The organism is Citrobacter sp. CK199 (assembly GCF_030333285.1).
GTDB lineage: Bacteria > Pseudomonadota > Gammaproteobacteria > Enterobacterales > Enterobacteriaceae > Citrobacter_B > Citrobacter_B koseri.
Map to the genome: position 1 here is coordinate 305,777 of NZ_JAOWGF010000026.1, position 25,637 is coordinate 331,413.

Genomic DNA, 25,637 nt, shown 5'->3' on the forward strand with positions numbered 1-25,637 from the left:
ATGGATAAAACCTGTTCAGAATATTAAACGGATGTGTGGATGTGTTATTTTAATGAGGAACATACTATGGATTTAAGTGGAAGTAATTTTGTTTATCAGCCTGATAATTTACAGGATGTTGTCAGATACAGAGTTGAACAAGAAGTATCAATCAAACTTAACAAAATCCCGGTGAACAATACAATAGTCAAAACTGACTATACAGTAAAGCATAATCATAATGAGCCTTTATTCTATTCAGTGTATGTCGATGACCATATATCAAAAACATCACCAGATGCACATCAGACTCTGTTGGATATCGTGAAGGAAATTGACATAATAAAAAGTAATGTGGATTTATTAATTAATGCTGACACAGGCAGGCCTGAAGTACTAAAAAATCATCATGTTATTATTGATGAATGGAATATTTTCAAAGAAAACTTTTTTAAAAAAAATGAATTCATTCGTGCAAAAGAGACCCGACAGGGTATTCAGGATTTCATGTCAGTATTTGACGAACAAATCCATTCCCATGAGCAGTTGATTGCTGGCCTAGGTAGCCAAATTTTCTTTGATACATTTTTTAATTATTATCTTGTCCATACGCAGGGTTTTGAATCTGATTCTGGTATGAATTACCATTCTCAGTTATTTAAAGATATCATAACGCCTCTGGTTGTTAGTCAGAAAATCATTCAGGAAAATCCGAAAACTGTAACCATTCGCAAAACGGGTGTGCCGAAAGGTAATATAAATGTGGCAAAAATAAAAGAACAATATGATGAGAGATATAAACCAGTCATTGACTATCAATTTTCTGAGTATCAGGTTAAGTATGATGCTCAGATTGAATTTAATACAGCGAGAAATCATATAGAGTATGCTGATATCCGAATGAATGAGTGTATCAGAAACAACGTGGAAATGGATATTCACTGTCGCATCTGGAGAATACAGTAATGGCGCGTTCATTTGTCAGACAAGGTGTAAATATTATTTGCAGTAATATGACCATATCGACCCCCAGAAAGCTGGGGCTGAATCCGGCTAAAGAACCAGTTGAGACAGCGGGAATTACAATATATTCAAAAATTCCTGCACCATTGCTCAATATATCAGATAAAAAGCTGGATGCTTGTTTTGAATGTAAAATGCCGCTGAAAGTATGGGGTGGGCTTGCCATGTTTTTTGCAGGCATAGCCGCTGTGGCGGTGGCTGTTCTTGTAGTTGCCACTCTGCCAATATCCGGCCCTATTGCTGCCGCAATAACTGCTGCATCCGCGACCGCTTTAACAATTGGAACAATAGCAACAGTGGGTGAAGTGGCTGCGGCAAGTTATGGCATTTATAAAACACTGCATGAGTGTGACAGGGTTGCTGATTCTCAGTGGCAGGAATATCATAAAACCGTTTTTATTGAAAGAGAAAATGCGCTTCTGGATTCATCGTATATAAAGTGCCCGGTTGGTGGTAAGCTTAACATTATTATAGATGATGCTATTGCACAAAAAGCAGCAAGAATGATATCCGACGCTAACAGTAGTGAGATTTATGCTCATTGGACCAGTAAATTTGTTAATGGCATAATTACTTATATCGCCACGATGGGGTTACCATTTGGGGTATCCGTTCTCTCAGGGTTAGAGATTTACGGTACAGCAACTGATAGCGGTAAGTCAAACCAAGGTCGTGATATTCCAGGTGACATTAAGACAGCGGCAAAAAATCAAGGAATTGGTACCGCAGGTGATGTGGGAAACGCGGCGCTTAAGCATGGAACCACAAATGTGGTAGGTTCCTGGATTCTGGACGGGGTTATCATAGCACAGAGTAAAGGTATGCTAACGGCGGCTCATGGAGACGCAGTCCTGAACTGGCTGGTTAAATACGGGAGTCGTTTTTCCTTTAAAGAGTTTGCTACAGGCAGCCTAGTAGGACTCGGTGGCACTGTGCTGGGTTTTGCTGTGGATGAATATTCTAATGAAAAAGAAAGGAAGTATGAGCAAGAGGCAAATACTGAACTCGACTTATTCAATACAAAAGATGAATCTGAGACATCAAAAAATTCCATCGGTATAATTTCCGTAAGAAACGATTAAAAAGGGGGGGATATGGGTAAATCGCTTGGAACTCTTTTTGGCTCTCTTGTTATCGCTCCGGCCATATTTTTTATCATTAATTCACTGTGCTTTCGTGGTAATCAGGTCACGCAGGAGCAGGTAACCCAATATATCAATGACAGTAAGACCATTGAATTCTTAATTCCTTATGCATACGATGAAAGTGATGAAAAAAAGGTAAGTTTCGAAGTGTATCGCAGAGGCTTACGTGATCTTAAAACAATTCATCGGTTTGCATTCTTCTCCAAAGAATACAACAGATATTTTGTGGTAATGAACTTTGATGGTTTTGATTATAGTGGCGCATTTAACTCTGATCGTAACGGACTTGAGAGAAATCCCGTACTCCATAGAGGTGGGTACTTTATGGTACATGCAAACAATACACAATGGCATGATATAAACTATGGAGCTAAAGAAAATCCAGTACCGATTTTCGCTTTTGAAGTAAGTCCCCGCAGTTATAAAACCAGTTGGGTCCTGGAAGATAAAAAGAAAGAATTTGATGTTTCCGATGATATTAACCGTATATTTGTAGAGCAATACCTTAATTATTTTATATCAGATGAAAATTTCAAGAAATTATTTCACAAACAATAATATCTTTATCATGATAAATGATGCACATCAGACTCTTTTGGATATTGTGAAAGGAATTGACATAATAAAAATCAATTAAGATTATGCCTCCAATCCATACGTAGATTCGCAAAAGGTATCCAATAGCAATGAATTCATTTTCTCCCCGTTTTGTAAACGGGCTGATGATGTACGTAAGCATTATGCTGGATGTGTTAATTACCCGCATCAAAGGACTGGAGGCACAGTCTTATTTTCACCGGAATAAAAAACAAACAACAATTCTGTTACGCCGTAAATAAAAAGGCTGTCGGATGGTGGTGTTAAACGATTAGCTACATTTCATATAAAAAACAATGGTGCCCACACCGACAGACAACCAATAAAATGGTATCTATCCAATCAATTAAATATATCAAGGTTCCTTAAGCTTATATTTATCTTTTTTTATGTATATGCGTGTTTCATGTATCTTATGTATATACCATAATTGACAATCACCACATGTACCAATATTTAATTAATAACTAGTTTTAAATCTTTATTCATTTTGCACGTCAATTTCTATAAATATGCTTAAAACGACTCAGAGATATTATTATGAAAAAATGGTAAAATCGCCCCCCCCCAGAATCAGTAACATATGGTTTTGAATACCAGAAAGAACATTTTTGACGATGCCGTTATACATCCTCAGAGGTAACAATCTTATATTACAAAACATTACTCCCACTAGATGTAAAACCGGTTAGCATTAAACCTGAGCTAATCTCAGGAACCAATAGTTCCTATACTATTTATAGATATTATTCTTAATTCACTTAACAATTATTATTTAAAATATGAAGATAAATTTTATATTGAGAATTAACACCCCCTCCACCGACTGTTATATTAATCATTTAAGTGTATGTTTATACATATAAGTAATCAATACTAGAAATAGAGTGATCTATTTTAATTCTTACGGAGTATTTTTTTAAGTTATTAAATTCGATATACGGTAGCAAAGGGGAATTAAACACAAATCATCCGATATATTATTTTCTACTGTTTGTGCCGTCATCGCAGGTGCTGATGAGTAGCAGGAGATAGAATATTTTGGTCATGTTCATCTGTACTGGTTAAAAAGTTACGGGGATTTTGAAAATGGTATTCCGGTTCATGATACCGTTGCCAGAGTTGTATCCTGCATAAGCCCTAAAAAATTCCATGAATGTTTCATTAACTGGATGCGTGATTGTCACGCTTCAGATGATGGAGATATTATTGCTATTGACGGGAAAACACTTCGCCATTCAATACTTTTCATTCCGACCGGGAGTTATCACGCGTTTTTGCTATCCACGAACCAGCCTCTGGCTGTACTGTTTCCAAGAAGCACGCCAGTATCAGTATGTAAAACTCTTACCCGGCAGGGAAAACACCAGCAAATAGAAAACAATTCATTAGCCCAAAGGATTACACCAAGTCCGGGTACCACTTCTTCAGAGCCTATTCGTTAAGAAGTGAGATCCTTAACGGGCAAGACAAGTCCCGACCCCATATTGTGCAAAAGTGAACATCGTTCATTTTCTATCAGATCGTTCAGGGATTCAGAATCCGGATGGTGTTTATGACATCGTCCGGATTTTTTTCGTCCCTACCCTTTCCATTTCATCCCGTTACAGATCTTACCCTGCCTGCGCGCCACAGGAGCATACCTCTGCCAGGATGACCACCTGAGTCATCGCGATATAAATCCATCTCCCGTCTCGTTTAGGCTATTATCGTTAGTATATATTGTATTCAGAATGACAACTTTCAGGATGAATATGAGTAAGTTACGCACTGCAATTATCGTGGATGATCATCCCCTCGCGCGTCTGGCTATCCGTGGAGTGCTGGAGAAACAGCGCATTACTGTAATCAACGAATATGAAGACGGGACGACTGCGCTGGAAGCGTTAACAAAAACGGCTGCGGATATTGTTGTCGTGGATGTCGAGATCCCCGGAGTGAATGGCGTCGAACTGGTAGAAAAGCTCAGAGCACGGCAGTTCACCGGCGTGCTGATCGTCGTGTCCGCGAAAAACGATCGTTACTACAGCAAACGTTGCGCTCAGGTGGGCGCTAACGCTTTCATCAGTAAAAAACAGGATATGGAAAACATTCTGGCCGCCATTAACGCAGCGCAAAATGGTTATAGCTATTTTCCTTTTTTCCTTGAAGCCCCCTCAGTTGCGTTAACCGATGCACAACGCCTGGAATCCCTCTCGGCACAGGAGATGAAGGTGATGGGCTATATGCTTAATGGTCTTGATAATTCACAAATTGGCGATGCAATGCATATCAGCAGCAAAACGGTCAGCACCTATAAAACACGGTTAATGGAAAAGTTAGGCTGCAAATCATTAATTGAACTGCTCTCATTTGCCCACCAAAATAAGCTGACCTGATGATGAATAAATGGCTCATATTCGTGCTCATTGTTTTATCGATTACCGGGCGTGGCATTCATGCCCAGGATGAGCTACCCGTTGAGCTGGAGTTGTCGGGCTACAATTACATTACGCCGGTTCCTGTTTATCTGAGTGAGGATGATAAGCGCTGGCTGAAGCAGAAAAAAACGCTTAAGGTTGCGGTTTATCAACCAGAGCAATCGCCCCTCGTGCAGACCACGCTTACAGGACGTTACCGTGGGATGAATGCCGATTATCTTGCGCTGATTCAGCATTCACTCAACACCCACATCAGCGTGACGGCCTGGAAAAATCAGGTATCGGCAATTCATGCGCTGAAGGCGGGCGAAGTCGATATGGTCTTGACCGGTCTGGAGAGTCGCCCTTTCACCGAAGAAGGCATTCTGTCCTCGCAGCCGCTGGTACATTCCTGGCCAAATTTAGTGACGTCGTTAGCCAATGTCATGGTTCCCTTGCAGAGTGCGCAAAGCACCCGTGTCGCTACTGTGAATCACTATCCTGATGAGGGGTTTATTCAGCAGTCATTTCCTAACGCAGAGATCATTAATTACCCCACCTATCAGGAAGCGCTCAGCTCCGTCGCGCATGGGCAAAGCGCCTGGTTTGTTGGCGACTCACTGACAACCAGCACCTGGCTATCGCAGGAATTTAGCCTCGCGTTGACGACGGTGAAATACTGGCCTGAACCACAGAAAAAAAGCGCCTTTTTATTTTTGCCAACGCAGGAACGTCTGCTGACAATTGTGAATAACACGCTCAGCGCCATCGATGAAAATGTGCATGGGCAAATAGCCCAGTCAATGATCGATAAAGGCAATCTGTCCTTTCTGTTAGAGCCGCTTAACCTGACCAACCGAGAGAAACAGTGGCTGAAAAGTCATAACACACTGCGTGTCATCATTAACCCGTGGTTTGCGCCTTACACTATGGTCGACAGTAACCAGGAAACGCGGGGCGTGGTGGGGGATATCCTGAATCTGATCGGTCTGCAAACCGGTATGCAGTTTGAAACCATTGTCGTCAAATCGAATGAAGAAATGGTTTCTGAAATGAAGAAAAACAACTGGCATATTGTGCAGGCCGCAACCTACGATTTAAGCCGTGAAAACGCGCTCTCCTTTACCCATCCCTTTATTACCACCCAATTCGTCACCGTTGTCAGAAAAGAGAATACGCAGGAGACCACGCTACGGGCGGGGATGAGTGTGGCGATCGGCGCCGACCACGCGTTACTGGCAAAGCTTAAAGCCCAACACCCCGGCATCCAATGGAAAGAGGTGGAAAACTCCAGCGTAGCCTTGAATCTCGTGGCGACGGGAAAGGTGGACGCGGCCATTTCAAATCAGCTGACGGCCCGCTATATGAGCGAGCATTATTATCCCGATCAGCTCGCCTGGCTCCCGATTGCCGGTGAAGCGCCGGCGGCAATCAGTTTTGCCGTTCCCCGTTCCGAACCGGAACTTCGGCAGATCCTGGACAAAGCCCTGGATGATATCCCGCAAAAAGAGATTTTCCAGATCGTCAGTAAATGGATACGCCTGCCGGACGTCAAAATTGATACCTGGGAGTTGTATAACAGACCGTTTTATCTGGTGGCGATACTGGCGACGTTGCTGGTGGTGAGCAGCTTGCTGTGGGCCGTTTACCTGTCGCGGAAAGTCCGCCAAAGGAAACGTTCTCAACGCTTACTGGAGGCGGAACGAAACAAGGCACAGCAAGCCAATGAAGAGAAGCGGGAATTTCTTTCCCATATGAGCCACGAGATCCGAACGCCGGTCAGTGCAATTATGGGATTTCTGGAACTCTTGCAGCTCTCCCCCGCTCGCTTCAGCCCTGAGGATAAAGCATCGGTGGATCAGGCTGCCCAGGCCTCGCGATCATTGTTAAAACTGATTGGCGAGATCCTTGATCTGGAAAAGATTGAATCAGGACTCTTAGACACCGTTCCGCAGTGGGTAAATGTTGATGCTCTGATAAAAGAAAAAATGACGCTGTTTAGCGCACTGGCGGCCCAAAAAGGGATCGACCTGCGTTATGACTCGCAGCTGGACCCGCAAGAGGCGATGCATCTGGACCCCCAGTTACTGGGGCAGGTACTCACCAACCTCATTGGCAACGCGGTTAAATTTACGCAGCAAGGGTATGTCAGGATTTCGGCGACAAAGTCCAACGCGATGCTGGCGCTCTCGGTGAGCGACTCCGGTCCGGGTATTAGCACTGAAGAACAGAACCGTTTATTCACCGCCTTTAGTCAGGGGAAAGCGGGTAAGCATCATCGCGGTTCGGGCCTGGGGTTAGCGATCAGCCGGGCATTGATGACGCAAATGGGGGGAACCATCGCGCTGCAAAGCGAAATAAACCGTGGAACCACCCTGACGCTGAACCTGCCCGTGCAAACCTCGCGTGATATCACGCCGGTATCTATTGACGCGCCCCCGCCCCCTCCCGTTATTCAGGGGACGCTGCGGGTATTAATCGTTGACGATCATCCCTCCAGTCGACTGCTCCTGAAACGCCAGCTTGCAACGTCAGGTATTGTTGCGGATGAAGCCGAAAACGGCGAAGAGGCCTTACGACACCTTCAGCAACAGCATTATGATTTGCTTATTACCGATCTCAATATGCCCACAATGGACGGCATTGAACTTACCCGTCAGGTACGGAAATTTAATCGCGACCTCACCATCTGGGGGTTGACCGCCTCAGCGCAAGAACATGAACGCGAACGCTGTCTTGCGGCAGGCATGAATGCCTGTATTTTCAAGCCGATTACGTTATCGCAAATCTCGCACTTCCTTTCAGGAATGTGTGAGGCAGCCAATACGATGTTTGATATCGAAATGCTGGGTATGCTGGCGCAAGGCAACCGGGCGCTCATGCTTACAGCGTTAAAAGATGCACAGCAGGAGAACCGCCGTGATTTAGTCGCCGCCCGACAAGCGGCGCATACTGAAGATTATCTGACCGTGAAGCGTCATATTCATCGCATTAACGGGACTGCCCAACTGCTGGGCGTTAAGGCATTGATGAAGGTAGCGCAGTCGCTGGAAGACAAACTACCTGACGCCATTTCCGCCGCAGACCTTGCCACAGACCTTGATCGCATCGACGCCTTACTTGATGAATTAGATCAGGCTATCGCAACATTCATTCCATAACCTTCCTACACGCGTAGGCGGCGCCTGACAGAAAAATAAGGTGCCGCTGATGTTGTCCCGTTGTTAACCAGGTAAAATTAGCCTTGTTCTGACGGAATATATTTCGTTAATTAAACCTGGGATATTTCCTAAGAAAAATCCATTTTTACCGTCATTTCAAGTTTCAACTATCAAATGACATCAAACCATTAAACCACACCTATCAATAGTGATAGTGTTAAATTTCATCTTTATGGCACATAAATAGTTTTTTATTTCAATAAAGACGGCAATCAGTGGATCGTTGTTCTTTTGAAAGGGAACAAATAGAAGAAACGATCGTTTTTATGATTATATTCGAAATCCATTATTTTTGTGGTGTCATCTGATTTTATTTTCTGTAAATTTCACAAAGAAACATGAGGTGAATTTCTGGCGTTAAATAACCAAAGAGGGCATGCCAAAAAGGGAAGTTTTATGGATTTGTCAAACTCCGTTTTTTCTGATGATTATTTTTTTATCGTCGGTATCAGTACGCTGTTAACATCGGAGTTGATTGATGAAAATTACTACATAGTAGATGTTGAGACAACAAACCTCCTGCAGGTTAAAGAGCATTTTTTTGCAGACAGGAAGATTATTGCGTTTATAAGCAATGATCTTGACTACTATGCATTAAAACATCTACGGAGTATTACGTTTGTTGATAAGCGAAGCCGACTTAATGAAATTCTGTCCTGCCTGTTTGTCAATGATTCCCGATATATTTATCGGGTGAAGTACACGCTTTCAATGCGAGAAAGCGAAGTGCTCTCATGTATGCAAAAAGGGCTTGATGCGAATGAGATTGGTAAACAATTAGGTATGACGGTTAAGACATTTTATGCCCACCGGCGCAGTTTGGTTTTTAAACTTCAGGTCGGCAATCGTATATCTTTGTACCGAACTATCGCACGAGTAGAAAGTTATAAGCAGGACACCTGCGAACACAGTATTTCGTTAATCAGACAATGTCATTCGTCAGATAAGTATTTCACTGGAGGGAATTAGCACATTATTAATTAACATTTAAAGTATCAATATATTATTTCTTAAATATTAACTTAACTAACTGGATCTTATATGAAAAAGATTGCACTGATTTCCGCGATTTTATCGCTCTCTGTATTTCAGGCGGCAAATGCTGCTGACGGCGTAATTAGTTTTACTGGCAGCATCACCGGTACGGCCTGTGTGGTGGATACCTCTGCGATTGCGCAGCCTGTCAACCTGGGGACTGTCGCGACAACCGCATTCTCAGGCGGTAGCGGAGCAACGGCGGCGGCGAAGCGTTTTAATATTGTGCTGAAATCCTGCCCGGCCAGCATTTCCAACGCCAGTATTCGTTTTGATGGCATCACCGACACGATTAACCCTTCTATTTTAGCGCTGAGCAATGGGCAGACAGCGTCGAATGTTGGTGTCGCGATTTATGAGCAGGACAACTCAACGCTGATCCCTGTGGGTTCCGCATCCTCCAGCGTAGCGCTGGAAGAAGATGTTGATAACACACTGACTTACTTTGCCAAATATATGGCAACCGGCTCTGTTGGCGCGGGTACGGCAAACTCTTCAACCGCGTTTACCGTTATTTACCAGTAAAAGCAGGGCCCTTCGCGGCCCTGAGTAATTCACTCAGGATCTCTTCATGTTTCAGAAAGTCTATAAAAAGATTGCCGTTGGTCTTTTGTTTATCTCCGCAACGGCAATAAGCGGTGTGGAAATAGGCGGCACCCGGCTTATTTATAACGGCAGTGGCAATCAGGCGGCAATCAGCGTTAACAATCCAGATAACAAGCCGTATTTAATTCAGTCATGGGTAAGCAAAAGTGAAAATGGCGACGACAGTGACAATGCATTCATCACCACGCCGCCTTTGTTCAAATTAAATTCGCAGGCGCAGAATTCAGTACGCGTTATGTTATCAGGCGACACGCTCCCTACGGACAGAGAAAGTGTTTACTGGTTGAATATTAAAGCAATCCCTTCGTCATCACCGGATGCTAAAAATGAATTATTGATTGCGGTCAAAAGTAAAATGAAGCTGTTTTATCGTCCGGCAGGATTAAAAGGCGACCCTTCGCTTGCGTATCAGCAGCTAACGTTTTCAAGCGTGGGTGGAAAGTTAAGTGTGCATAACCCCTCGCCGTATAGCGTGTCGCTATACGACATCAAGGTGAATGGGAAACAACTAGCAAAACCTCCAATGGTTTTACCATTTCAAACGGTATCGCTACCTCAGTCGGCGGTAACGGGTGGTGAAGTATCGTGGCGTGCGATTAATGACTTCGGAGGCATTACGGCTGAACATAAATTTAAAATGTAGGTTACAAAGCCATGTTTCATGTCAATGCAGTTTCGGGTTTTGCTAAATTAACTCGGTTATCCACACTTATTTATCTGTGTACGCATACTCCTGCTGTACTGGCTGGCGATTATTTCTCTCCAGATTTTATTGAAACCCGTGGAAATATCCCGCGTGATATTGATATTTCTCGTTTTAATGAAACTGACGGGCAGGTGCCTGGCGTCTATCACGTTGATGTCTATGTAAATGGAAATTATCTGGCATCACAGGATATTTCATTTATTGACAGTAAGAGTGGGTTAATACCGGTGTTGACTCGTGCAGATCTGGTGCAATGGGGCGTTAAGCGCAATGCACAACCTGAATGGATGCATATGGCAGATACCGCGAACGTTGAACACCTCAGCAAACTGCTTCCCGGCAGCCAGCTTATTTTCCAGTTTGACGGGATGCGCCTGGATCTCTCCGTGCCGCAGGAGTATCTACAGCGCGATCCCCGGGGGTCGGTATCGCCTGAGCGGTGGGATGATGGACTGAATATGCTGTTCCTGAACTACAACTTCTCAGGCGCTAACACGCATGGCAGCGGCAAGTCGAGTAACGACAGCTATTTGAACCTGCGTAGCGGTATTAACGTTGGGCCCTGGCGATTGCGTCATTACGCCACTTATAACAACAACGATGGCGCTGGTCACTGGAACACCCTTGGCACATCGCTGGAGCGTGACATTAAGGCTCTGAAAAGTCAGTTCAGCATAGGCGATAGTTATACGCAGGCCGGTGTGTTCGACAGCGTGAATTTTCGCGGCGCGCAGCTTTATTCAGATGACAGCATGATGCCGGAAAGCGTCCGTGGTTTTGCTCCCGTGGTACGCGGTATTGCACAGACCAACGCGCAGGTCACCATTCGTCAGGGTGGCAACGTTATCTGGCAATCTTATGTGCCGCCAGGCCCGTTCGCGATTGACGATCTGTACCCGACCACCGCCAGCGGCGATCTGGAAGTGGCGGTACGTGAGGCGGATGGATCGGTGCATCAGTTTATTCAGCCATTTTCCGCGGTGCCGGTGATGCAACGCGAAGGTCAGTTCAAATATGCGCTGGCAGCAGGGAAATATCGCGCGGCAAACAGCAAAGATAAAGAGCCGGAATTTCTACAGGGCACGCTGAGCTACGGTTTACCCTGGGATAGCACGATATATGGCGGCACGCTGGCATCCGCAGATTATTGGGCCGGAGCACTGGGGATCGGAAAAGGGTTCGGTGAATTCGGCTCGCTCTCTTTTGACGCCACTTTCGCCCGTACGCAACTGCCCGGTAAGACAGAAGAAGGCGTGTCGCTACGCGCGCAATACGCCAAAGACTTTGCTTCGACAGGCACCTCATTCAGTTTGATGGGCTATCGCTATTCCTCATCAGGTTTTCGTGATTTCCAGGAAGCGAACGGGGACGTGAATACCTTTCGAATGGGGAGCGACACAATACGTGAAGGCAACAACTGGCGCTATGAACGGAACAAACGCAGCAAGGCGCAGGTGACGCTGAACCAGCGACTTGGCGACTGGGGAAATATAAACCTCTCCGCCTGGCAACAGGATTACTGGGGCGGCGACACCGAGCGCAGCGTTAACGTGGGTTACAACACCAGCATAAACAATATCAACTACGGCCTGAACTACAGCTATTCACGCGGCCCCTGGCACAATGAAAACGATCATATCGTCTCTCTGACGATGCAGATTCAGCTCTCACGTTTCCTGCCAGACAGCTGGATGACGGTATCCGGGAACAGCAACAAAAAAGGCGATACGACTTCGCAGGTGGGGTTATCCGGTTCAGCGCTGGAAGATAAAAACCTGAGCTGGAACGTACAGCAGGGCTACAACAGCAAAGGCTCGGATGCGATGGGAAGCGCTTCCGTCAATTACAAAGGCCGTCATGGCGAGTATCAGCTTGGTTACAACTACTCTCGCGATAACCGCCAGATGTCGGTTGGAGCGATGGGCGGCATTGTGGTTCACCCTTACGGCGTCTCGGCCACGCAGCCTCTTGGCGAAACTATGGCGCTGGTGAAAGCGGACAACGCAGCGGATGTAAAAGTGGCGAATAACAGCGGGATTTACACCGACAGCAGAGGTTTTGCCGTGGTGCCGTATGTCACGCCGTATCGGCAGAACAGTCTGTCATTGGATACCGCATCGCTGAACCCGCATACCGATGTGCTGAATGACACCTACACCGTTGTACCGACCAAAGGCGCGCTGGCGCTGGCTGATTACCCTACCGTCACCGGTTATAAGGTCATGCTTCAGTTCACCGGGAAAGAGATTCCGTTTGGCGCGACGACCCGTATTAAAAATCACGACAACATTCCAGAAGGAATGGTTGACGATCGCAAACGCGTCTGGCTCAACGGCGTACCGGAAAAAGGAAGCGTGATCGTTAACTGGGCCGAGGGAAGTTGTCAGGCAACGTATCAGATAACGCAGATCGCTGACAAACCGCAAACAGTCATCGCGCAATGCCACTGATCTGGAGAGAAAGAAAAATGTATCGAATTTTAATCAGCTTAATTTTTACCTCGCTGGGATTATTTTCACACACCGCCCTGGCGTGGAACTGCACTACGGTTACGTCAACAACAACGATCTCACCGCAGAATGTAACTATCTCGCGGGATCTCCCTGTGGGCTCAATAATAGGAACACAGGTTATTACACCGACAATTAATGCCTTTAACTGTTGGGACTCCGCTGAGGGCGTTATCTCCAGGCAGATTTTTGGTATCAGAGCCATTGGCACATTCGATTCGTCACTCAACGGGCGTCAGATATACAAAACGAACATTAGCGGCGTGGGGTATTCCCTGTCCGCCGCAACGACAAAATGTGCCGCAGGCATCGTGACCGTTACGGGAAGCAATACCATACGGGGAGACATAAATACCGCTAAGCTCTGTGAAAATATGGCGGGGATGGTGAACAGCAATTTGGATGGCGTGGTTATCGTGACGTTTTATAAGACGGCAGCCGAAACCGGGTCTGGAACCATAACGGCAAGAACCGTGGGATCGCTGGTTATGTTAAATAACGCGCTGCTGTGGCATTCACCCGAATCTTCCGTCAATATCAACGCGTTCACGGTTACCACGCCAGCCTGTAATCTACAAACGACGTTTATCCCCGTTAATATGCAGGACGTGGATAAACAAGCCTTTAATGGCAAAGGCACCACGCCGGGAGACGCACACACGCAGTCTTTCGATCTGCCGATGGTTTGTAATGCCGGAACAAAGGTCAGCGTTAAGATGGAAGGCGATATTTTTGATGCGAGCAAAGGCGTGCTGAAAACCATTGGCGGAAATAATGCCGCCACGGGCGTGGGAATCCAATTACTTTATAACAATCAGCCGATGGCGCTGGGTTCAGATGTCGCCGTTGGCACCTCATCCTCCGGCGGCGGATTCACGGTACCGCTGAAAGCGCGTTATTACCAGACCGGAGACACCATCACGACCGGTGCAGCGAATGGCGTTTTGTCATTTACCATGACATACCAATAAGACAGTGAGGGGGCGGCAAGACCGAAGCTGAACCACGTCCCCTCGCCATTTATTTTACCGGTTTTCCGTGGCGGTCGCCGGATTACGCAATTGCCCTATCAGCCGCTGCATGTTGTCCTCACAGGAAATCCCGTCAGGCCGGTTTGCAATACTGGCGATCAGACTCAGCAACTCGCTCTTGCTCTCTTCAAGCTGCTTCTGCATGAGTTCGATCTCCGCGATACGCTTCTCCAGGGATTGTATCAGCCCCTCGTGATCCCACTTTTTCTGCTCCTGCGGTAAAAAGCAGCGGATCTGCCCAAGTGAAAAACCGGCACGCTGAGCGTTATCAATAATCTTCAGCAGATTCGCCACCTCCGCCGAATAATTACGATACCCGTTGCTCTGACGCTGTGGAGGGCTGATCAGCCCTTCTGCTTCGTAAAACCGAATACGGGAGGGCGTAAGCCCCGTTACTTTTGCCAGTTCACCAATCTTCATACCGTTTACAGACCTCCCTTGACCTTAAAGTTAACTTTAAACTTATACTCTCTAAACGGTCAACAGAAGATCGTTGCCGGACGCGCGCGCAGGCCCTGACGTTTCTCCTTTTTCCGGGAGCCAACGTTCTGGCGCTACGCGCAAGACAAGTCTCTCCCTTTAACAACTTACTGAACCGGAGAAACGATATGGGTTACGTAACAACCAGCGATGGCGTTGACATTTTCTATAAGGACTGGGGGCCGAAAGAGGGAAAAGTGATCTTCTTCCACCACGGCTGGCCGCTCTCCAGCGACGACTGGGATGCTCAGATGCTGTTTTTCGTGGACAAGGGGTTCAGGGTCGTCGCGCACGACAGGCGTGGTCATGGACGTTCCAGCCAGGTGTGGGACGGTCATGACATGGATCATTATGCCGATGACGTTGCCGCAGTCGTTAAGCATTTAGGCGTCCAGGGCGCAATGCACGTCGGGCATTCAACCGGCGGTGGCGAGGTCGTGCGCTATATCGTGCGTCACGGCGAGGATAACGTCTCCAGGGCCGTGCTGATCAGCGCAGTTCCGCCATTGATGGTAAAAACCGACAGCAATCCGCAGGGTACGCCCCTGTCGGTGTTTGACGACTTCCAGGCACAGCTGGCCGCCAGTCGGGCGCAGTTCTATTACGATATCCCTGCGGGTCCTTTCTATGGCTACAACCGTCCGGGTTCCAGTCCGTCTGAGGCGGTCATCTGGAACTGGTGGCGTCAGGGAATGATGGGGGGAGCCAAAGCGCACTACGACGGTATCGTCGCGTTCTCGCAGACGGATTTCACGGAAGATCTCAAGCGCATCACTATCCCGGTTCTGGTTATCCACGGCGATGACGATCAGGTCGTTCCCTACCATGATTCCGGCGTACTTTCAGCCGGGCTGCTCAAAAACGGTACGCTGAATACGTACAAGGGAGCCCCGCACGGCATCCCCACCACGCATGCAGATCGGGTTAACGCCGATCTGCTGGCCTTTGTGAATAGCTGATATACCAACCACGACGGATGGGCTGGCAAGTCAATTAGCAAAAAAAGGAGTCGCGGGCGGCTGCATTCCAGTTTAAAACATACGAACCTATGTTGAGGAGTCTGACCATGCTGGATCACCGCCCGAACTCACAGGATGATCGCCTGCGGCAGGACACCGCATCGCTGCGCCACGAAATTACCGCAAAAGTCAGAACATATACCGAACATCAGGAACGGGTCGTCTGCCCGTTCCCCGGTCTGAGCGTTGCTGAACTCCACGGCCCAATGCCGCCGCTTTCTTATATTTACCAGCCCAGCGTGTCGCTGATCCTCCAGGGAGAAAAGCGCGTCACGTTAGGCGATACGGCCTATGTGTACAACGAATCCCGTTTTCTTCTGACGGCGGTCAATCTGCCAACCGTCGCCGAAGTGATGCAGGCCAGCGCCGAGCGTCCTTTTATATCGCTGTTGCTGGAACTGGATTTATCTGTTGCGCGCGAAGTATTGGTTGATATGGAACAGCACGGCAATGACGTGGGATTCGCAGGCGAAGGACTCTCGCTCAGCCATGCCGACCGCTTTTTGTTTGACGCCATACTGCGCTACATCACGCTCGCAGAACGCCCGCAGGATAAAGGGTATATCGGCAACCTGATTCAGCGGGAAATTCTGTATCGCATTTTAACCAGCCCGGCAGGTATGACGCTGCGGGAAACCGTACTGACGGGATCGAGCAGCCAGAGGATATCTTCCGCAATCAACTGGTTACGCACGCACTATTCCCAACCGTTAAAAATGGAGGATCTGGCCGGGATTGCAGGAATGGGCGTTTCGACGCTGCATCACCACTTTCGTCGCATGACCAACATGAGCCCGTTGCAGTATCAGAAGCAGTTACGGCTCCATGAAGCCAGACGCCTGTTGTTGTCAGATAATGTGGATGCCTCGACAGCGGCCATCAGAGTGGGTTATGAAAGCGTCAGTCAGTTTCACAGGGAGTACAAACGCCTGTTCGGCATCACGCCAATCGGCGATAAAGTGCAGTCGCTGAAAGGCGCAGAACGCGTCCGGGAAGCGGGAACGCTGACCGGGATACCGCGCTGATACACGCATATCGGACCGCAAAACAGCCGATCCGATATGCGTTGCTTACCGTCAGTTCGACAGTGAAGCCATATCAATCACAAAGCGGTATTTCACATCACCCCGCTCCATACGCTCAAAAGCCTGATTAATCTGCTGGATATCGATGATCTCACATTCCGGGTACACACCTTTACGGGCGCAGAAATCCAGCATCTCCTGCGTTTGTGCAATCCCGCCAGACGGTGAACCCGTGATGCGACGACGCCCCAAAATCAGCGGCAAGGTGCTGAACCCTTCCATATTCCCCAGATTACCGACAATAACCAGCGCCCCTTCCACATCAAGTAGCTGAACGTAGGGCGAAACATCATGGCGCGTCGGGATGGTGTCAATAATTACATCAAAAGAGGACGCCGCGTTATTCATCGCCTCTGCGGAAGTCGAGAGCAGAACGTGTTCGGCGCCCAGCTCATGCGCCTCTTTCGCTTTTGACTCACTGCGGGTGATAACCGTCACCTCTGCGCCCAAAGCGGCCGCCAGACGAACCGCAAGGTGCCCCAGGCCACCGATGCCAATCACCCCAACGCGCGAGCCGGGGCCAACGTTCCAGGTCCGCAGCGGCGAGTAAACGGTGATGCCCGCGCAGAGCAACGGCGCCGCTCTGACCGGATCAAGGCCTTCCGGCAGATTCAGGACAAACTCCTCGCGAACCACGATATGTTTCGAGTAACCGCCGTAAGTGACGTCTCCTGAGATGCGGTCACGCCCGTTATAGGTCACCGTCGGAAACTCACGGCACATTTGCTCTTCGTGCCTGCGGCACTGATCGCACTCCTGACAGCTATCGACAAGGGTTCCGACCGCCACCTGTTGCCCGACCTGATAACGCGTCACTTTACTGCCGACATCAATCACCCGGCCAATAATTTCGTGTCCGGGAATACAGGGGTAAATCGTCGCGCCCCACTCTTTCCAGTCGTCACGGGTTTGATGCAGATCGCTGTGACAGACGCCTGACCACAGGATTTCGATCGCCACATCATTGGCACGCAATGCGCGTCGTTCAAACGTAAAAGGGGCCAGTGGCGTAGTCGCGTTTAATGCAGCATAACCGATGGTTTTCATAGCAGCTCCAGTTGTTTGTTTTCCACCTGAAACTGTAGCGGTTTGATGAATGGCAGAGTGAGCCTAATTCTGCCGGATGATTGCCTGATACTCCCGACAGAACGTCTATTACGAATCCCCTGGCATTGAATGGCCAGGGCGGACGCTGGCGCATCACGCCCCAGGCTCTTTTTCAGAAGAGGCTATTCCCCTTTTTCCACAATTAACGGCTCGATATCGCTCTCTTTTTTGATAACCAGCGAATCATCACCACGCAGACACGTACCGCCATAGTTGCCGCCAACGGTGAAAGTGCAGACCTGAATATACTTCCCGGCCACGTTTGGCAGACACCACAACTGCTGATAAATGTTTTTCTGCGCGGCAAATTTCCCACTGGTTTTATCGAGTAACTCTTCCTGATGGCTCACCAGATCGATATTGCTGCCGCAGCGCCCGGCGATCGGTTTCACCGCATAACCGGTGCGCGCCAGTTCGTCATTAACCGTGAAATCGGTATCCAGCAAATAGCGGTGATGCGGGAAGAGCGACCACAGGATAGGCAAAATAGCCTTATTGCCGGGGATCACCGTCCACAGCGGTTCAAACACCAGCACTTCCGGTCGCAATAGCACATCAATCAACCGCACTTCATTTTCAGGATGGCCGGTACGAATCGGCACGGCGGCGTATTCCGTCTCGCTGACTTCACGCACCTGTTCAATTGCGGTTTCCCACGCCCAAGTTTTCCAGACGCAGTTCACCAGGCGGCCATCGCCGTCAATCAGCTGACCGGTATCGTCCCAACGCAGCGCATCCAGTCCCCGGAGAATTTTGCTTTCAAACCCGGCCTGGCGCAGCGCCTGCTGCATAAACTGGGCGTGATAGTTCTCCTCAATGTCCTTATCCTGCATGATGTGGACGAAAGGACGCGCGAGGCTGTGTTTCCATGCACCCGCCAGTTCGTTGATCAACCCTTCCGCCGGATTATGCCCCTTCCCGGTGTAGCCCTTTTCGGCCCAGCGTTCGAGGATCAGCCCCGCTTCGGTATGGCATGATGCGGAATCGGCGTTGTACTCGTACACCTTCAGGCCGCGTTCATCCATACAGAAATCCATACGACCGGTGATCATATGGTGGCGACGACGCTGCCAGGAGAGGCGCAAACGCGGCCAGAGGATTTTCGGAATGTCGAACAGCGCCAGCAGGTTATCGTCTTTCAGCACCTTGTCAGTGGCATGCAGGTACATCAGATGCAGCTCGTTGGTGGCTTTAATCAGCTCCTGCTCGGCGCTTTCCGTAATGGTGAAATACTGATGCGGGTCCTGATTAATCACATGCCCGTTCGCCAGCACATAGGCTTTTTGCAGCGGGTCCCGCTCATCCAGCCATTTGCCGTCAAACTGCCCTTTCTCTTCCAGCCGCGCGCCGCGAATCTTCAGTGAATCGTTGGCGATGTCTGGTTGAGGCAGGCTGTACTGCGTGTCCTCGGTCTGAATCATCCAGCCCAGGATCGTGGTGTCGTCAAAGGTATCGCGCAGGGTATAGCAGCCGTTTTCCACCACCATATCCAGCTCGCGGGTCCACTGTTGCCCTGGGGGCAGCGGCGTGTGGATCACATTCTGTTCGGCGATACGGATCTTATTGTCCAGCAACTGGGTAATGATCGCCACATGGCCGGTATCTTTAAACTCGCCGCCGTTTTGCCAGATAAGCAGCGCGCCAGCGACCGGCGCGCGGGGCGAACCATTGGGGAACGCCTGTAACGGCAGGATGTTGTCGTTCACCACTTCGCGCAGGAAACGCAGCGAGAAGATCTCCCACGCCATGCCGACATCCGTGAACACAACCCCATAATTGAGAAAGAGAAAGCGGCGGGCGAACTCAACGCACTGCCATTTATGGCCCATATACTCGTTGCCGATGTAGCTGCGAAACGCGGCATCATCGCTGTATTCCCGTGGGTCGAGGGAGCTGTAATCTGAAGAGTAGATTGCTACGCCACCGGGGGCGTAGCCCAATAATGTCCCGAATGGGGCATCCTGACGGGTCGTTCCTTTGCTCATGCACCTTACCTCAAAACAATACAGCCTGAGCAGTATGGCGTGAATTTTTCGCTCTGCTTGCCTGCTCAATAACACTAACCGGACAGAGGTCGATTCATCATACACCTCTACCCGGCCAGACGGCGCACAGAGACAAAAAATTCATAGCGGGAACGATGTTATGTTTTATTGATAACCACCGGTACGCTTTTATAGGCTGGCGTCAGGCTTTCGCTATCGACCGCATCCAGAGACAACAGCACATTCGCTTCCGGTAGATAGGCGCCAATCGATCCTGCCGCCATGTTGTAGATCACGACCGTCAGCCCGCGCATCGCGCGATCCTCACAAGGGCGGCCATGATCGTCCAGCGCCTGAATGGTCACCACATCGCCCTGCGTCAGCCCGCGCGCCCTGGCTTCCGCCGCATTTAAAAACACGACGTCACGGCGGCCGGTAATGCCACGATAACGGTCATTCAGGCCATAAATGGTGGTGTTGTACTGATCGTGGCTACGCAGCGTTGCCAGCACCAGCGCATCAGCGGGTTGCTGCTGACGCTCAACGGCGCGCTGCTGGCTAACGACAAAGTTGGCTTTGCCATTCCCGGTATGCCACTCACGGCGCGAGGCAGGCGTGTCCATGCGAAATCCGCCCGGCGCGGCAATGCGGGCATTGTAGTCATGAAACGCCGGAATAACGGCTTCAATAGCGTCGCGGATCAGAGCATAGTTTCCCACCATCTCTTCCCAGTTCACCGGCGAGCGCGCAAGCGTGGCGCGTGCCATTCCCGCCACAATCGCAGGTTCCGATTTCAGCCACGGCGAAGCCGGTTTCAGAGAGCCGCAGGAGGCGTGCACCATCGACATCGAATCCTCGACGGTGACGGACTGAATCCCCGTCGCCTGAAGGTCGCGCTCCGTTCTGCCCAACGCGGGCAGCAGATAGTTATGCTTCGCCAGCAGCAGGTGCGAGCGGTTCAGTTTGGTTGCCACATGCACCTGCATATCCAGCTTTTGCATCGCCGCAAACGTCCGCTGCGGCTGCGGCATCGCCACGGCCAGATTGCCGCCCATGCAGATTAACGCCTTAGCCTCGCCCCGCTCTATCGCCCGAATGCTCTCCACGCTGGCGCGGCCATGTTGACGAGGAACGGTAATGGCAAAACGCGCTTCAAGGCGTTGCAGGAAGGCGTCCGACGCCGCTTCGTTAATCCCAACCGAACGGTCGCCCTGCACATTGGAATGCCCACGCAACGGGCAGATACCCGCGCCCGGCTTTCCGATATTGCCTTTCAGCAACAGCAGGTTAACCAGCTGCTGCACATTCCCGGTGCCGTTTTTATGCTGGGTGATCCCCAGGCCGTAGCAAATGATGGTGGCGCGCGATTTATTGTAGCTGTGCGCTAAATCTTCCATCTGGCTGCGCGTCAGACCTGAATCCGCTTCCAGTTCCGCCCAGTGGCACTGGCGCAGGTCATCATACAGCGCCTGATAACCGGCGGTATGCGCAGCAATAAACTCATGATCGAGGCAAGGCTGCTGGTTTAGCAGCACCCGCGCCTCATCCATTTCAATCAGCGCCTTCATCATGCCTTTGAGCAGCGACGCATCGCCGCCCATTTTCACCTGGTAGTAGCTGCTGCTGAGTTCGGTCGCCTGGCCGGTAAGCATCTCTTTAGGGCTTTGCGGGAAGCTAAAGCGTTCAAGTCCTCGCTCCGCCAGCGGATTGATAGCGATAATTTTGGCGCCGCGCTTTGCCACATCGCGCAGCGTGGTCAGCATACGAGGATGGTTGGTTCCCGGATTATGCCCGATGCAAATCACCAGATCGCAGTGGTCAAAATCCGCCAGTTCAACGGTGCCTTTCCCCAGACCAATAGCGCGCGTCAGCCCTGCGCTGGTCGGGCCGTGGCACATATTGGAACAGTCCGGGAAGTTGTTGCTGCCGTATTCGCGGGCAAACAGCTGATACAGGAACGCCGCTTCATTCGAGGTTCTGCCGGAGGTATAAAACTCTACCTGTTCCGGGGAATCGTAGCTGCGCAGGCGTTCGCCGATTTCCTGAAACGCGATGTCCCATTCCACGGCTTGCCAGGTATCGGTTACGGCATCATATTTCATCGGGTGCGTCAGGCGGCCAATATTTTCCAGCTCGTAATCACTGTACTGCCATAAAGTGGACACCGGATGACGACGGAAAAACGCCGGTGAGGCTTTCTTGCTGGTGGTTTCCCAGGAGACCGCTTTGACGCCATTCTCACAAAGTTCCATCGGCGCCCGATGGCCAGGGTCAGGCCATGCGCAGCCAGGGCAGTCAAAGCCTTTGACCTGATTCATTTTGAACATCGCGATAATATCGCGCGTGACGGCCTTTTGGGAAAACACCGACGCAGAGACCGCTTTCACAGCTCCCCAGCCGCCCGCCGGGCCCTGATAACCGCTTACTCCTGGAACACCATTTTTCATTGTTACTGCTTATTCACTGCCAATTTTTAATGGCGAGTACGGTAACAATTTCCGTCTGATATTGATTTCCTCTTGATGGAGTACAGGCGGGCTACAATTAACGAGTTATATTGTGTTCCCCTTCCAGCGAAAAAACCGGCGCTTAATGTCCCAATCTGTTAAACCGCATGGCCTCCGACTGCTACACTGCTTCAACACACCAACCCAGAAGGCAGGTCAACATGTCAGAGAATACTTATCAACCCGCGAAAGTATGGACGTGGGATAAATCCGCAGGCGGCGGCGCATTCGCCAATATCAACCGTCCCGTTTCTGGCCCGACTCACGACAAGACGTTGCCCGTCGGCAAGCATCCGCTACAGCTCTACTCCCTGGGAACGCCAAACGGCCAGAAAGTGACCATCATGCTGGAGGAGTTGCTGGCGCAGGGCGTGACGGGCGCAGAGTATGACGCCTGGCTGATTCGCATTGGCGACGGCGATCAGTTCTCCAGCGGTTTTGTCGATGTGAACCCAAACTCAAAAATCCCGGCGCTGCGCGACCACTCGCAGAACCCGCCGCTGCGTGTCTTTGAGTCCGGCGCAATTCTGCTCTACCTGGCGGAAAAATTTGGTTATTTCCTGCCGCAGGATCTCGCTAAACGTACCGAAACCCTGAACTGGTTATTCTGGCTCCAGGGGGCGGCGCCGTTCCTCGGCGGCGGCTTTGGTCACTTCTACAACTACGCGCCGGTGAAAATAGAGTACGCGATCAACCGTTTTACGATGGAAGCCAAGCGTCTGCTGGACGTGCTGGATAAGCAGCTGGCGCGTCATCCGTATGTGGCGGGCGATGAGTACACCATTGCCGATATGGCTGTCTGGCCGTGGTTTGGCAGTGTCGTGCTCGGCAACGTGTATGACGCCGCAGAATTTCTGGATGCGGGAAGTTATAAGCACGTACAGCGCTGGGCGAAAGAGATTGCGGAACGTCCGGCGGTCAAACGCGGGCGCATTGTGAACCGCACCAACGGGCCGCTCAACGAGCAGCTTCATGAGCGTCACGACGCCAGCGACTTCGACACACAAACCGAAGATAAGCGTCAGAGCTAAACCGTGACGCCGGATGAGATTTTAACGTCGCCATCAGGCGTTATATTGCCTGATGGCGCTTCGCTTATCAGGCCCACGGGTTTGTGATAGTCGGCGTTTAATTAAACCCATGTTGCATGAGAATCAGTCCTGCCGGAGTGGAAAGCAGAAATTCGGCAAGCGGTTTTCCGCGCGCCGTCAGACAGGCAAACGCATACTCAGCGATCGGATTATACGGTTCAGGAATATCAACCACGCGCAGGGTACTGATTTGCCGCAGTCTGGGGGCATAGCTGGCATAACCAATAAAAACATCCGTGTGATCGTGGTCGATTAACCATTGCGCCGCCAGCGCTCCGGCGGGAAGCGGCAAAGAATCGCGGCCGCCGACCAGCGCCACAGCACGCGAGCGGATCGCCTCGCCGACGGCTCCCATTCGCGAAAAAAGCTGTTGCGTGTAATCACCGGAAGGATCGCAGCCCGGCGTTGATGTGCCAATTCGCAGATCCTCGCGCATCAGCAGCGATCGCCAGTCGTCGCCCTCCCGCATAGCGTCAGCACGCACGGTCAGGCAGAGGCGATTCAGCGCAAAGGACGAAACCGACAGCGCCCGCCCGCTCGCCAGCAGCGCCTGCGGATGCGCCACATTAGCCGAGGCGAAAAAGTCGCACGGCTCACCGGCTTCAATCCGTTCACGCAGCAATCCCGCCGGGCCGAAATCACAGCGGATCGTCTCTGCCTGAAAACAGGCCATTAGCGGTTGCCAGACGGCACGCAGACTGCCTGCGGCAAGGATTTTCATCAGTCAACGCCCTGATAGTCAGTGCGATAAAAACGCTGATACCAGTCATTGGCGACCTTGCGCATATCAATATCCTGGAATTTCTGCGGATAGAGTTTTTTCGCCATCCACAGCTCGCCAATGCCCATCGCTTCCGGCATCGGATAGCCCCAGGCCTTCGCGTAGTCCGGCATCAGATAGACGCGATGATTTTTCACCGCATCAATCACCTGCCACTGCGGGCTTTGCAGGATCTCATCCACCACTTTCGGATAGCGATCCTGAACAAAAATCACCTGCGGATTCCAGGCGATAACCTGCTCCATTGCGACCTGCTTAAAGCCTTTAATGGTCGATGCCGCCACATTCAACGCCCCCGCGTGCGCCATCATCAGGCCAGTATATTTACCGGAGCCGTAAGTGGTCAGTTCCGGGTTCGCCATATAGGCGCGAACGCGTTGATCTTCCGGGATGTCTTTCAGGCGATCGCTCACCATCTTGCGCCCCTTATCCGTTGCGGCAATCAGCGCTTTTGCTTCGTCAGGTTTATTGACGATATCGCCGATCAGCGTGATCCCTTCACGCAACCCTTGATCGTAAGCCTGCTCTTCATCCGTCATTGTCGGGTTCATTTTAGCCTGTTCGCCCGCCGCATCATGGCGCAGAGAAATCGCCACCACCGAAATACCCAGGCTGCTGATTTTGTCGATCATTTCCTGCGGCGCATAGTTAGTGACAAACACCACCTGTGGATGCAGCGCGACCAGTTTTTCCGCATCAACGTGGGTTAAATCACCCAACGCGGCTTTCGTTGTCAGCTCCGGCGCCAGGCGGGCATAACCGTCTCCAAGCTGTTGTTTCCAGTTCGCCATCACGCCAACAATTTTGTCGGTGGCGTTCATCTGCACCAGCAAATTCAGCGTCTGATGCTGGAGTACCACCACGCGATCCACCGTATCCGGGACGGTAACCTGGCGACCAATCTGATCGGTAAACGTACGCTCGGCCTGAGCCATAAACGGCAGGGAAAAAAGCAACGCCAGCAGGGAGAGCTGGCGTAAGGATTTAAACATGGGAGATGTCCTCACAATCGATATATATATTAGTATACAACGATTGCAAGGCCGCTTGATAGATTGCCTTCAGGGATTATCAGGCGCTGGTAACGTCATACTCCATTCGGCGTAGCGCGTCTAATGTGGCTTTGGCTTCTTCTTCATCAATGATGCTCATGGCAAATCCCACATGCACCAGCACCCACTGCCCCACCAGCGTTGCAGGGCTGTCTTCGCAGATCAGGGCAATATTCACATCACGCTTGATGCCGCACACTTCAACCTGCGCAAGCTGGTGAATATCTTCACCAACGGACAGAACCTGCCCCGGGACTCCAATACACATAGTTAACCAC

The 25,637-nt window shown here is 50.1% G+C and carries 20 protein-coding genes and 1 pseudogene; 14 read left to right on the top strand and 7 right to left on the bottom strand.

All coding sequences use genetic code 11. The features are described 5' to 3' along the window. Nucleotides 1-66 precede the first annotated feature (66 nt). The 11 genes and pseudogenes from OGX75_RS12545 to OGX75_RS12595 all read left to right on the top strand — a co-directional run bounded on the left by OGX75_RS12545 (nucleotide 67) and on the right by OGX75_RS12595 (nucleotide 14,192). Complete coding sequence (locus tag OGX75_RS12545) at nucleotides 67-945, top strand: hypothetical protein (protein WP_200026890.1); 879 nt, start codon at nucleotides 67-69, stop codon at nucleotides 943-945. Beyond that, nucleotides 945-2,084, top strand: a complete 1,140-nt coding sequence (locus OGX75_RS12550; protein WP_134769058.1) for a PAAR-like protein — start codon at nucleotides 945-947, stop codon at nucleotides 2,082-2,084. The genes OGX75_RS12545 and OGX75_RS12550 overlap by 1 nt, the downstream gene beginning before the upstream one ends. A 12-nt stretch (nucleotides 2,085-2,096) precedes the next feature. Next, nucleotides 2,097-2,705 (top strand): DUF8188 family protein, encoded by a 609-nt coding sequence (locus tag OGX75_RS12555; RefSeq protein ID WP_134769057.1) that lies wholly within the window; start codon nucleotides 2,097-2,099, stop codon nucleotides 2,703-2,705. Nucleotides 2,706-3,700: 995 nt separating this feature from the next. After that, a pseudogene (locus tag OGX75_RS12560) lies at nucleotides 3,701-3,985 on the top strand (ISAs1 family transposase); the annotation flags it as partial. 513 nt (nucleotides 3,986-4,498) lie between these two features. After that, the gene (gene evgA, locus OGX75_RS12565) at nucleotides 4,499-5,122 is read left to right on the top strand and encodes an acid-sensing system DNA-binding response regulator EvgA (protein WP_369701093.1); all 624 of its coding nucleotides are present in this window, start codon (nucleotides 4,499-4,501) and stop codon (nucleotides 5,120-5,122) included. After that, nucleotides 5,122-8,304, top strand: a complete 3,183-nt coding sequence (locus tag OGX75_RS12570) for a response regulator (protein ID WP_286451120.1) — start codon at nucleotides 5,122-5,124, stop codon at nucleotides 8,302-8,304. The genes evgA and OGX75_RS12570 overlap by 1 nt, the downstream gene beginning before the upstream one ends. Before the next feature lie 456 nt (nucleotides 8,305-8,760). Next, on the top strand, nucleotides 8,761-9,333 hold the full coding sequence (locus tag OGX75_RS12575; protein ID WP_012135108.1) for a helix-turn-helix transcriptional regulator: 573 nt from the start codon (nucleotides 8,761-8,763) through the stop codon (nucleotides 9,331-9,333). Between the two features lie 72 nt (nucleotides 9,334-9,405). Continuing rightward, nucleotides 9,406-9,924 carry a fimbrial protein gene (locus tag OGX75_RS12580; RefSeq protein WP_286451119.1) on the top strand — a complete coding sequence of 173 codons (519 nt, stop codon included), beginning with the start codon at nucleotides 9,406-9,408 and terminating at the stop codon, nucleotides 9,922-9,924. Nucleotides 9,925-9,970: 46 nt separating this feature from the next. Next, nucleotides 9,971-10,648, top strand: a complete 678-nt coding sequence (locus OGX75_RS12585) for a fimbrial biogenesis chaperone (protein WP_012135110.1) — start codon at nucleotides 9,971-9,973, stop codon at nucleotides 10,646-10,648. Nucleotides 10,649-10,659: 11 nt separating this feature from the next. Further along, the gene (locus OGX75_RS12590) at nucleotides 10,660-13,161 is read left to right on the top strand and encodes a fimbria/pilus outer membrane usher protein (protein ID WP_286451118.1); all 2,502 of its coding nucleotides are present in this window, start codon (nucleotides 10,660-10,662) and stop codon (nucleotides 13,159-13,161) included. Then, nucleotides 13,152-14,192, top strand: coding sequence for a fimbrial protein (locus OGX75_RS12595; protein ID WP_223849107.1), 1,041 nt, complete (start codon nucleotides 13,152-13,154; stop codon nucleotides 14,190-14,192). The genes OGX75_RS12590 and OGX75_RS12595 overlap by 10 nt, the downstream gene beginning before the upstream one ends. Before the next feature lie 54 nt (nucleotides 14,193-14,246). Here OGX75_RS12595 and OGX75_RS12600 read toward each other — a convergent pair whose 3' ends face one another. Next, on the bottom strand, nucleotides 14,247-14,672 hold the full coding sequence (locus tag OGX75_RS12600) for a MerR family transcriptional regulator (protein WP_047461225.1): 426 nt from the start codon (nucleotides 14,670-14,672) through the stop codon (nucleotides 14,247-14,249). A gap of 188 nt (nucleotides 14,673-14,860) precedes the next feature. On the opposite strand from OGX75_RS12600, the gene OGX75_RS12605 reads away from it, so the two are divergent. Together OGX75_RS12605 and OGX75_RS12610 are read left to right on the top strand one after the other, a co-directional pair. Further along, entirely contained in the window at nucleotides 14,861-15,691 is an 831-nt protein-coding gene (locus tag OGX75_RS12605; RefSeq protein ID WP_275055533.1) for an alpha/beta fold hydrolase, read from the top strand. Nucleotides 15,692-15,798: 107 nt separating this feature from the next. Then, nucleotides 15,799-16,776: an AraC family transcriptional regulator gene (locus OGX75_RS12610; protein ID WP_225622014.1), complete on the top strand. Its 978-nt coding sequence runs from the start codon at nucleotides 15,799-15,801 to the stop codon at nucleotides 16,774-16,776. 51 nt (nucleotides 16,777-16,827) lie between these two features. Here OGX75_RS12610 and OGX75_RS12615 read toward each other — a convergent pair whose 3' ends face one another. The 3 genes from OGX75_RS12615 to OGX75_RS12625 form a co-directional block, all read right to left on the bottom strand. Next, complete coding sequence (locus tag OGX75_RS12615; protein WP_134769055.1) at nucleotides 16,828-17,883, bottom strand: NAD(P)-dependent alcohol dehydrogenase; 1,056 nt, start codon at nucleotides 17,881-17,883, stop codon at nucleotides 16,828-16,830. A gap of 182 nt (nucleotides 17,884-18,065) precedes the next feature. Further along, nucleotides 18,066-19,928 carry a bifunctional glutathionylspermidine amidase/synthase gene (gss, locus tag OGX75_RS12620; protein WP_286451117.1) on the bottom strand — a complete coding sequence of 621 codons (1,863 nt, stop codon included), beginning with the start codon at nucleotides 19,926-19,928 and terminating at the stop codon, nucleotides 18,066-18,068. Between the two features lie 158 nt (nucleotides 19,929-20,086). Continuing rightward, nucleotides 20,087-22,375, bottom strand: coding sequence for an FdhF/YdeP family oxidoreductase (locus OGX75_RS12625; RefSeq protein ID WP_286451116.1), 2,289 nt, complete (start codon nucleotides 22,373-22,375; stop codon nucleotides 20,087-20,089). Between the two features lie 221 nt (nucleotides 22,376-22,596). Between OGX75_RS12625 and yghU the strand changes: the two genes are divergently transcribed. Continuing rightward, nucleotides 22,597-23,466 carry a glutathione-dependent disulfide-bond oxidoreductase gene (gene yghU / locus OGX75_RS12630; RefSeq protein ID WP_012135120.1) on the top strand — a complete coding sequence of 290 codons (870 nt, stop codon included), beginning with the start codon at nucleotides 22,597-22,599 and terminating at the stop codon, nucleotides 23,464-23,466. Between the two features lie 97 nt (nucleotides 23,467-23,563). On the opposite strand, the gene OGX75_RS12635 is transcribed toward yghU, so the two are convergent. The 3 genes from OGX75_RS12635 to hybG form a co-directional block, all read right to left on the bottom strand. Further along, a complete protein-coding gene (locus OGX75_RS12635; protein WP_115625914.1) occupies nucleotides 23,564-24,247 on the bottom strand; it encodes a molybdate ABC transporter substrate-binding protein in 684 nt (227 codons plus the stop codon). Next, the gene (locus OGX75_RS12640) at nucleotides 24,247-25,299 is read right to left on the bottom strand and encodes an ABC transporter substrate-binding protein (protein ID WP_104868186.1); all 1,053 of its coding nucleotides are present in this window, start codon (nucleotides 25,297-25,299) and stop codon (nucleotides 24,247-24,249) included. The genes OGX75_RS12635 and OGX75_RS12640 overlap by 1 nt, the downstream gene beginning before the upstream one ends. Before the next feature lie 79 nt (nucleotides 25,300-25,378). After that, nucleotides 25,379-25,627 (bottom strand): hydrogenase maturation factor HybG, encoded by a 249-nt coding sequence (gene hybG / locus OGX75_RS12645; protein ID WP_012135123.1) that lies wholly within the window; start codon nucleotides 25,625-25,627, stop codon nucleotides 25,379-25,381. Nucleotides 25,628-25,637: the final 10 nt, after the last annotated feature.

What these genes read in the sequence shown, in the direction of transcription:
- OGX75_RS12545 (WP_200026890.1), top strand. Translation starts at nt 67, where the DNA reads ATGGATTTAAGTGGAAGTAATTTTGTTTATCAGCCTGATAATTTACAG.
- OGX75_RS12550 (WP_134769058.1), top strand. Translation starts at nt 945, where the DNA reads ATGGCGCGTTCATTTGTCAGACAAGGTGTAAATATTATTTGCAGTAAT.
- OGX75_RS12555 (WP_134769057.1), top strand. Translation starts at nt 2,097, where the DNA reads ATGGGTAAATCGCTTGGAACTCTTTTTGGCTCTCTTGTTATCGCTCCG.
- evgA (WP_369701093.1), top strand. Translation starts at nt 4,499, where the DNA reads ATGAGTAAGTTACGCACTGCAATTATCGTGGATGATCATCCCCTCGCG.
- OGX75_RS12570 (WP_286451120.1), top strand. Translation starts at nt 5,122, where the DNA reads ATGATGAATAAATGGCTCATATTCGTGCTCATTGTTTTATCGATTACC.
- OGX75_RS12575 (WP_012135108.1), top strand. Translation starts at nt 8,761, where the DNA reads ATGGATTTGTCAAACTCCGTTTTTTCTGATGATTATTTTTTTATCGTC.
- OGX75_RS12580 (WP_286451119.1), top strand. Translation starts at nt 9,406, where the DNA reads ATGAAAAAGATTGCACTGATTTCCGCGATTTTATCGCTCTCTGTATTT.
- OGX75_RS12585 (WP_012135110.1), top strand. Translation starts at nt 9,971, where the DNA reads ATGTTTCAGAAAGTCTATAAAAAGATTGCCGTTGGTCTTTTGTTTATC.
- OGX75_RS12590 (WP_286451118.1), top strand. Translation starts at nt 10,660, where the DNA reads ATGTTTCATGTCAATGCAGTTTCGGGTTTTGCTAAATTAACTCGGTTA.
- OGX75_RS12595 (WP_223849107.1), top strand. Translation starts at nt 13,152, where the DNA reads ATGCCACTGATCTGGAGAGAAAGAAAAATGTATCGAATTTTAATCAGC.
- OGX75_RS12600 (WP_047461225.1), bottom strand. Translation starts at nt 14,672, where the DNA reads ATGAAGATTGGTGAACTGGCAAAAGTAACGGGGCTTACGCCCTCCCGT.
- OGX75_RS12605 (WP_275055533.1), top strand. Translation starts at nt 14,861, where the DNA reads ATGGGTTACGTAACAACCAGCGATGGCGTTGACATTTTCTATAAGGAC.
- OGX75_RS12610 (WP_225622014.1), top strand. Translation starts at nt 15,799, where the DNA reads ATGCTGGATCACCGCCCGAACTCACAGGATGATCGCCTGCGGCAGGAC.
- OGX75_RS12615 (WP_134769055.1), bottom strand. Translation starts at nt 17,883, where the DNA reads ATGAAAACCATCGGTTATGCTGCATTAAACGCGACTACGCCACTGGCC.
- gss (WP_286451117.1), bottom strand. Translation starts at nt 19,928, where the DNA reads ATGAGCAAAGGAACGACCCGTCAGGATGCCCCATTCGGGACATTATTG.
- OGX75_RS12625 (WP_286451116.1), bottom strand. Translation starts at nt 22,375, where the DNA reads ATGAAAAATGGTGTTCCAGGAGTAAGCGGTTATCAGGGCCCGGCGGGC.
- yghU (WP_012135120.1), top strand. Translation starts at nt 22,597, where the DNA reads ATGTCAGAGAATACTTATCAACCCGCGAAAGTATGGACGTGGGATAAA.
- OGX75_RS12635 (WP_115625914.1), bottom strand. Translation starts at nt 24,247, where the DNA reads ATGAAAATCCTTGCCGCAGGCAGTCTGCGTGCCGTCTGGCAACCGCTA.
- OGX75_RS12640 (WP_104868186.1), bottom strand. Translation starts at nt 25,299, where the DNA reads ATGTTTAAATCCTTACGCCAGCTCTCCCTGCTGGCGTTGCTTTTTTCC.
- hybG (WP_012135123.1), bottom strand. Translation starts at nt 25,627, where the DNA reads ATGTGTATTGGAGTCCCGGGGCAGGTTCTGTCCGTTGGTGAAGATATT.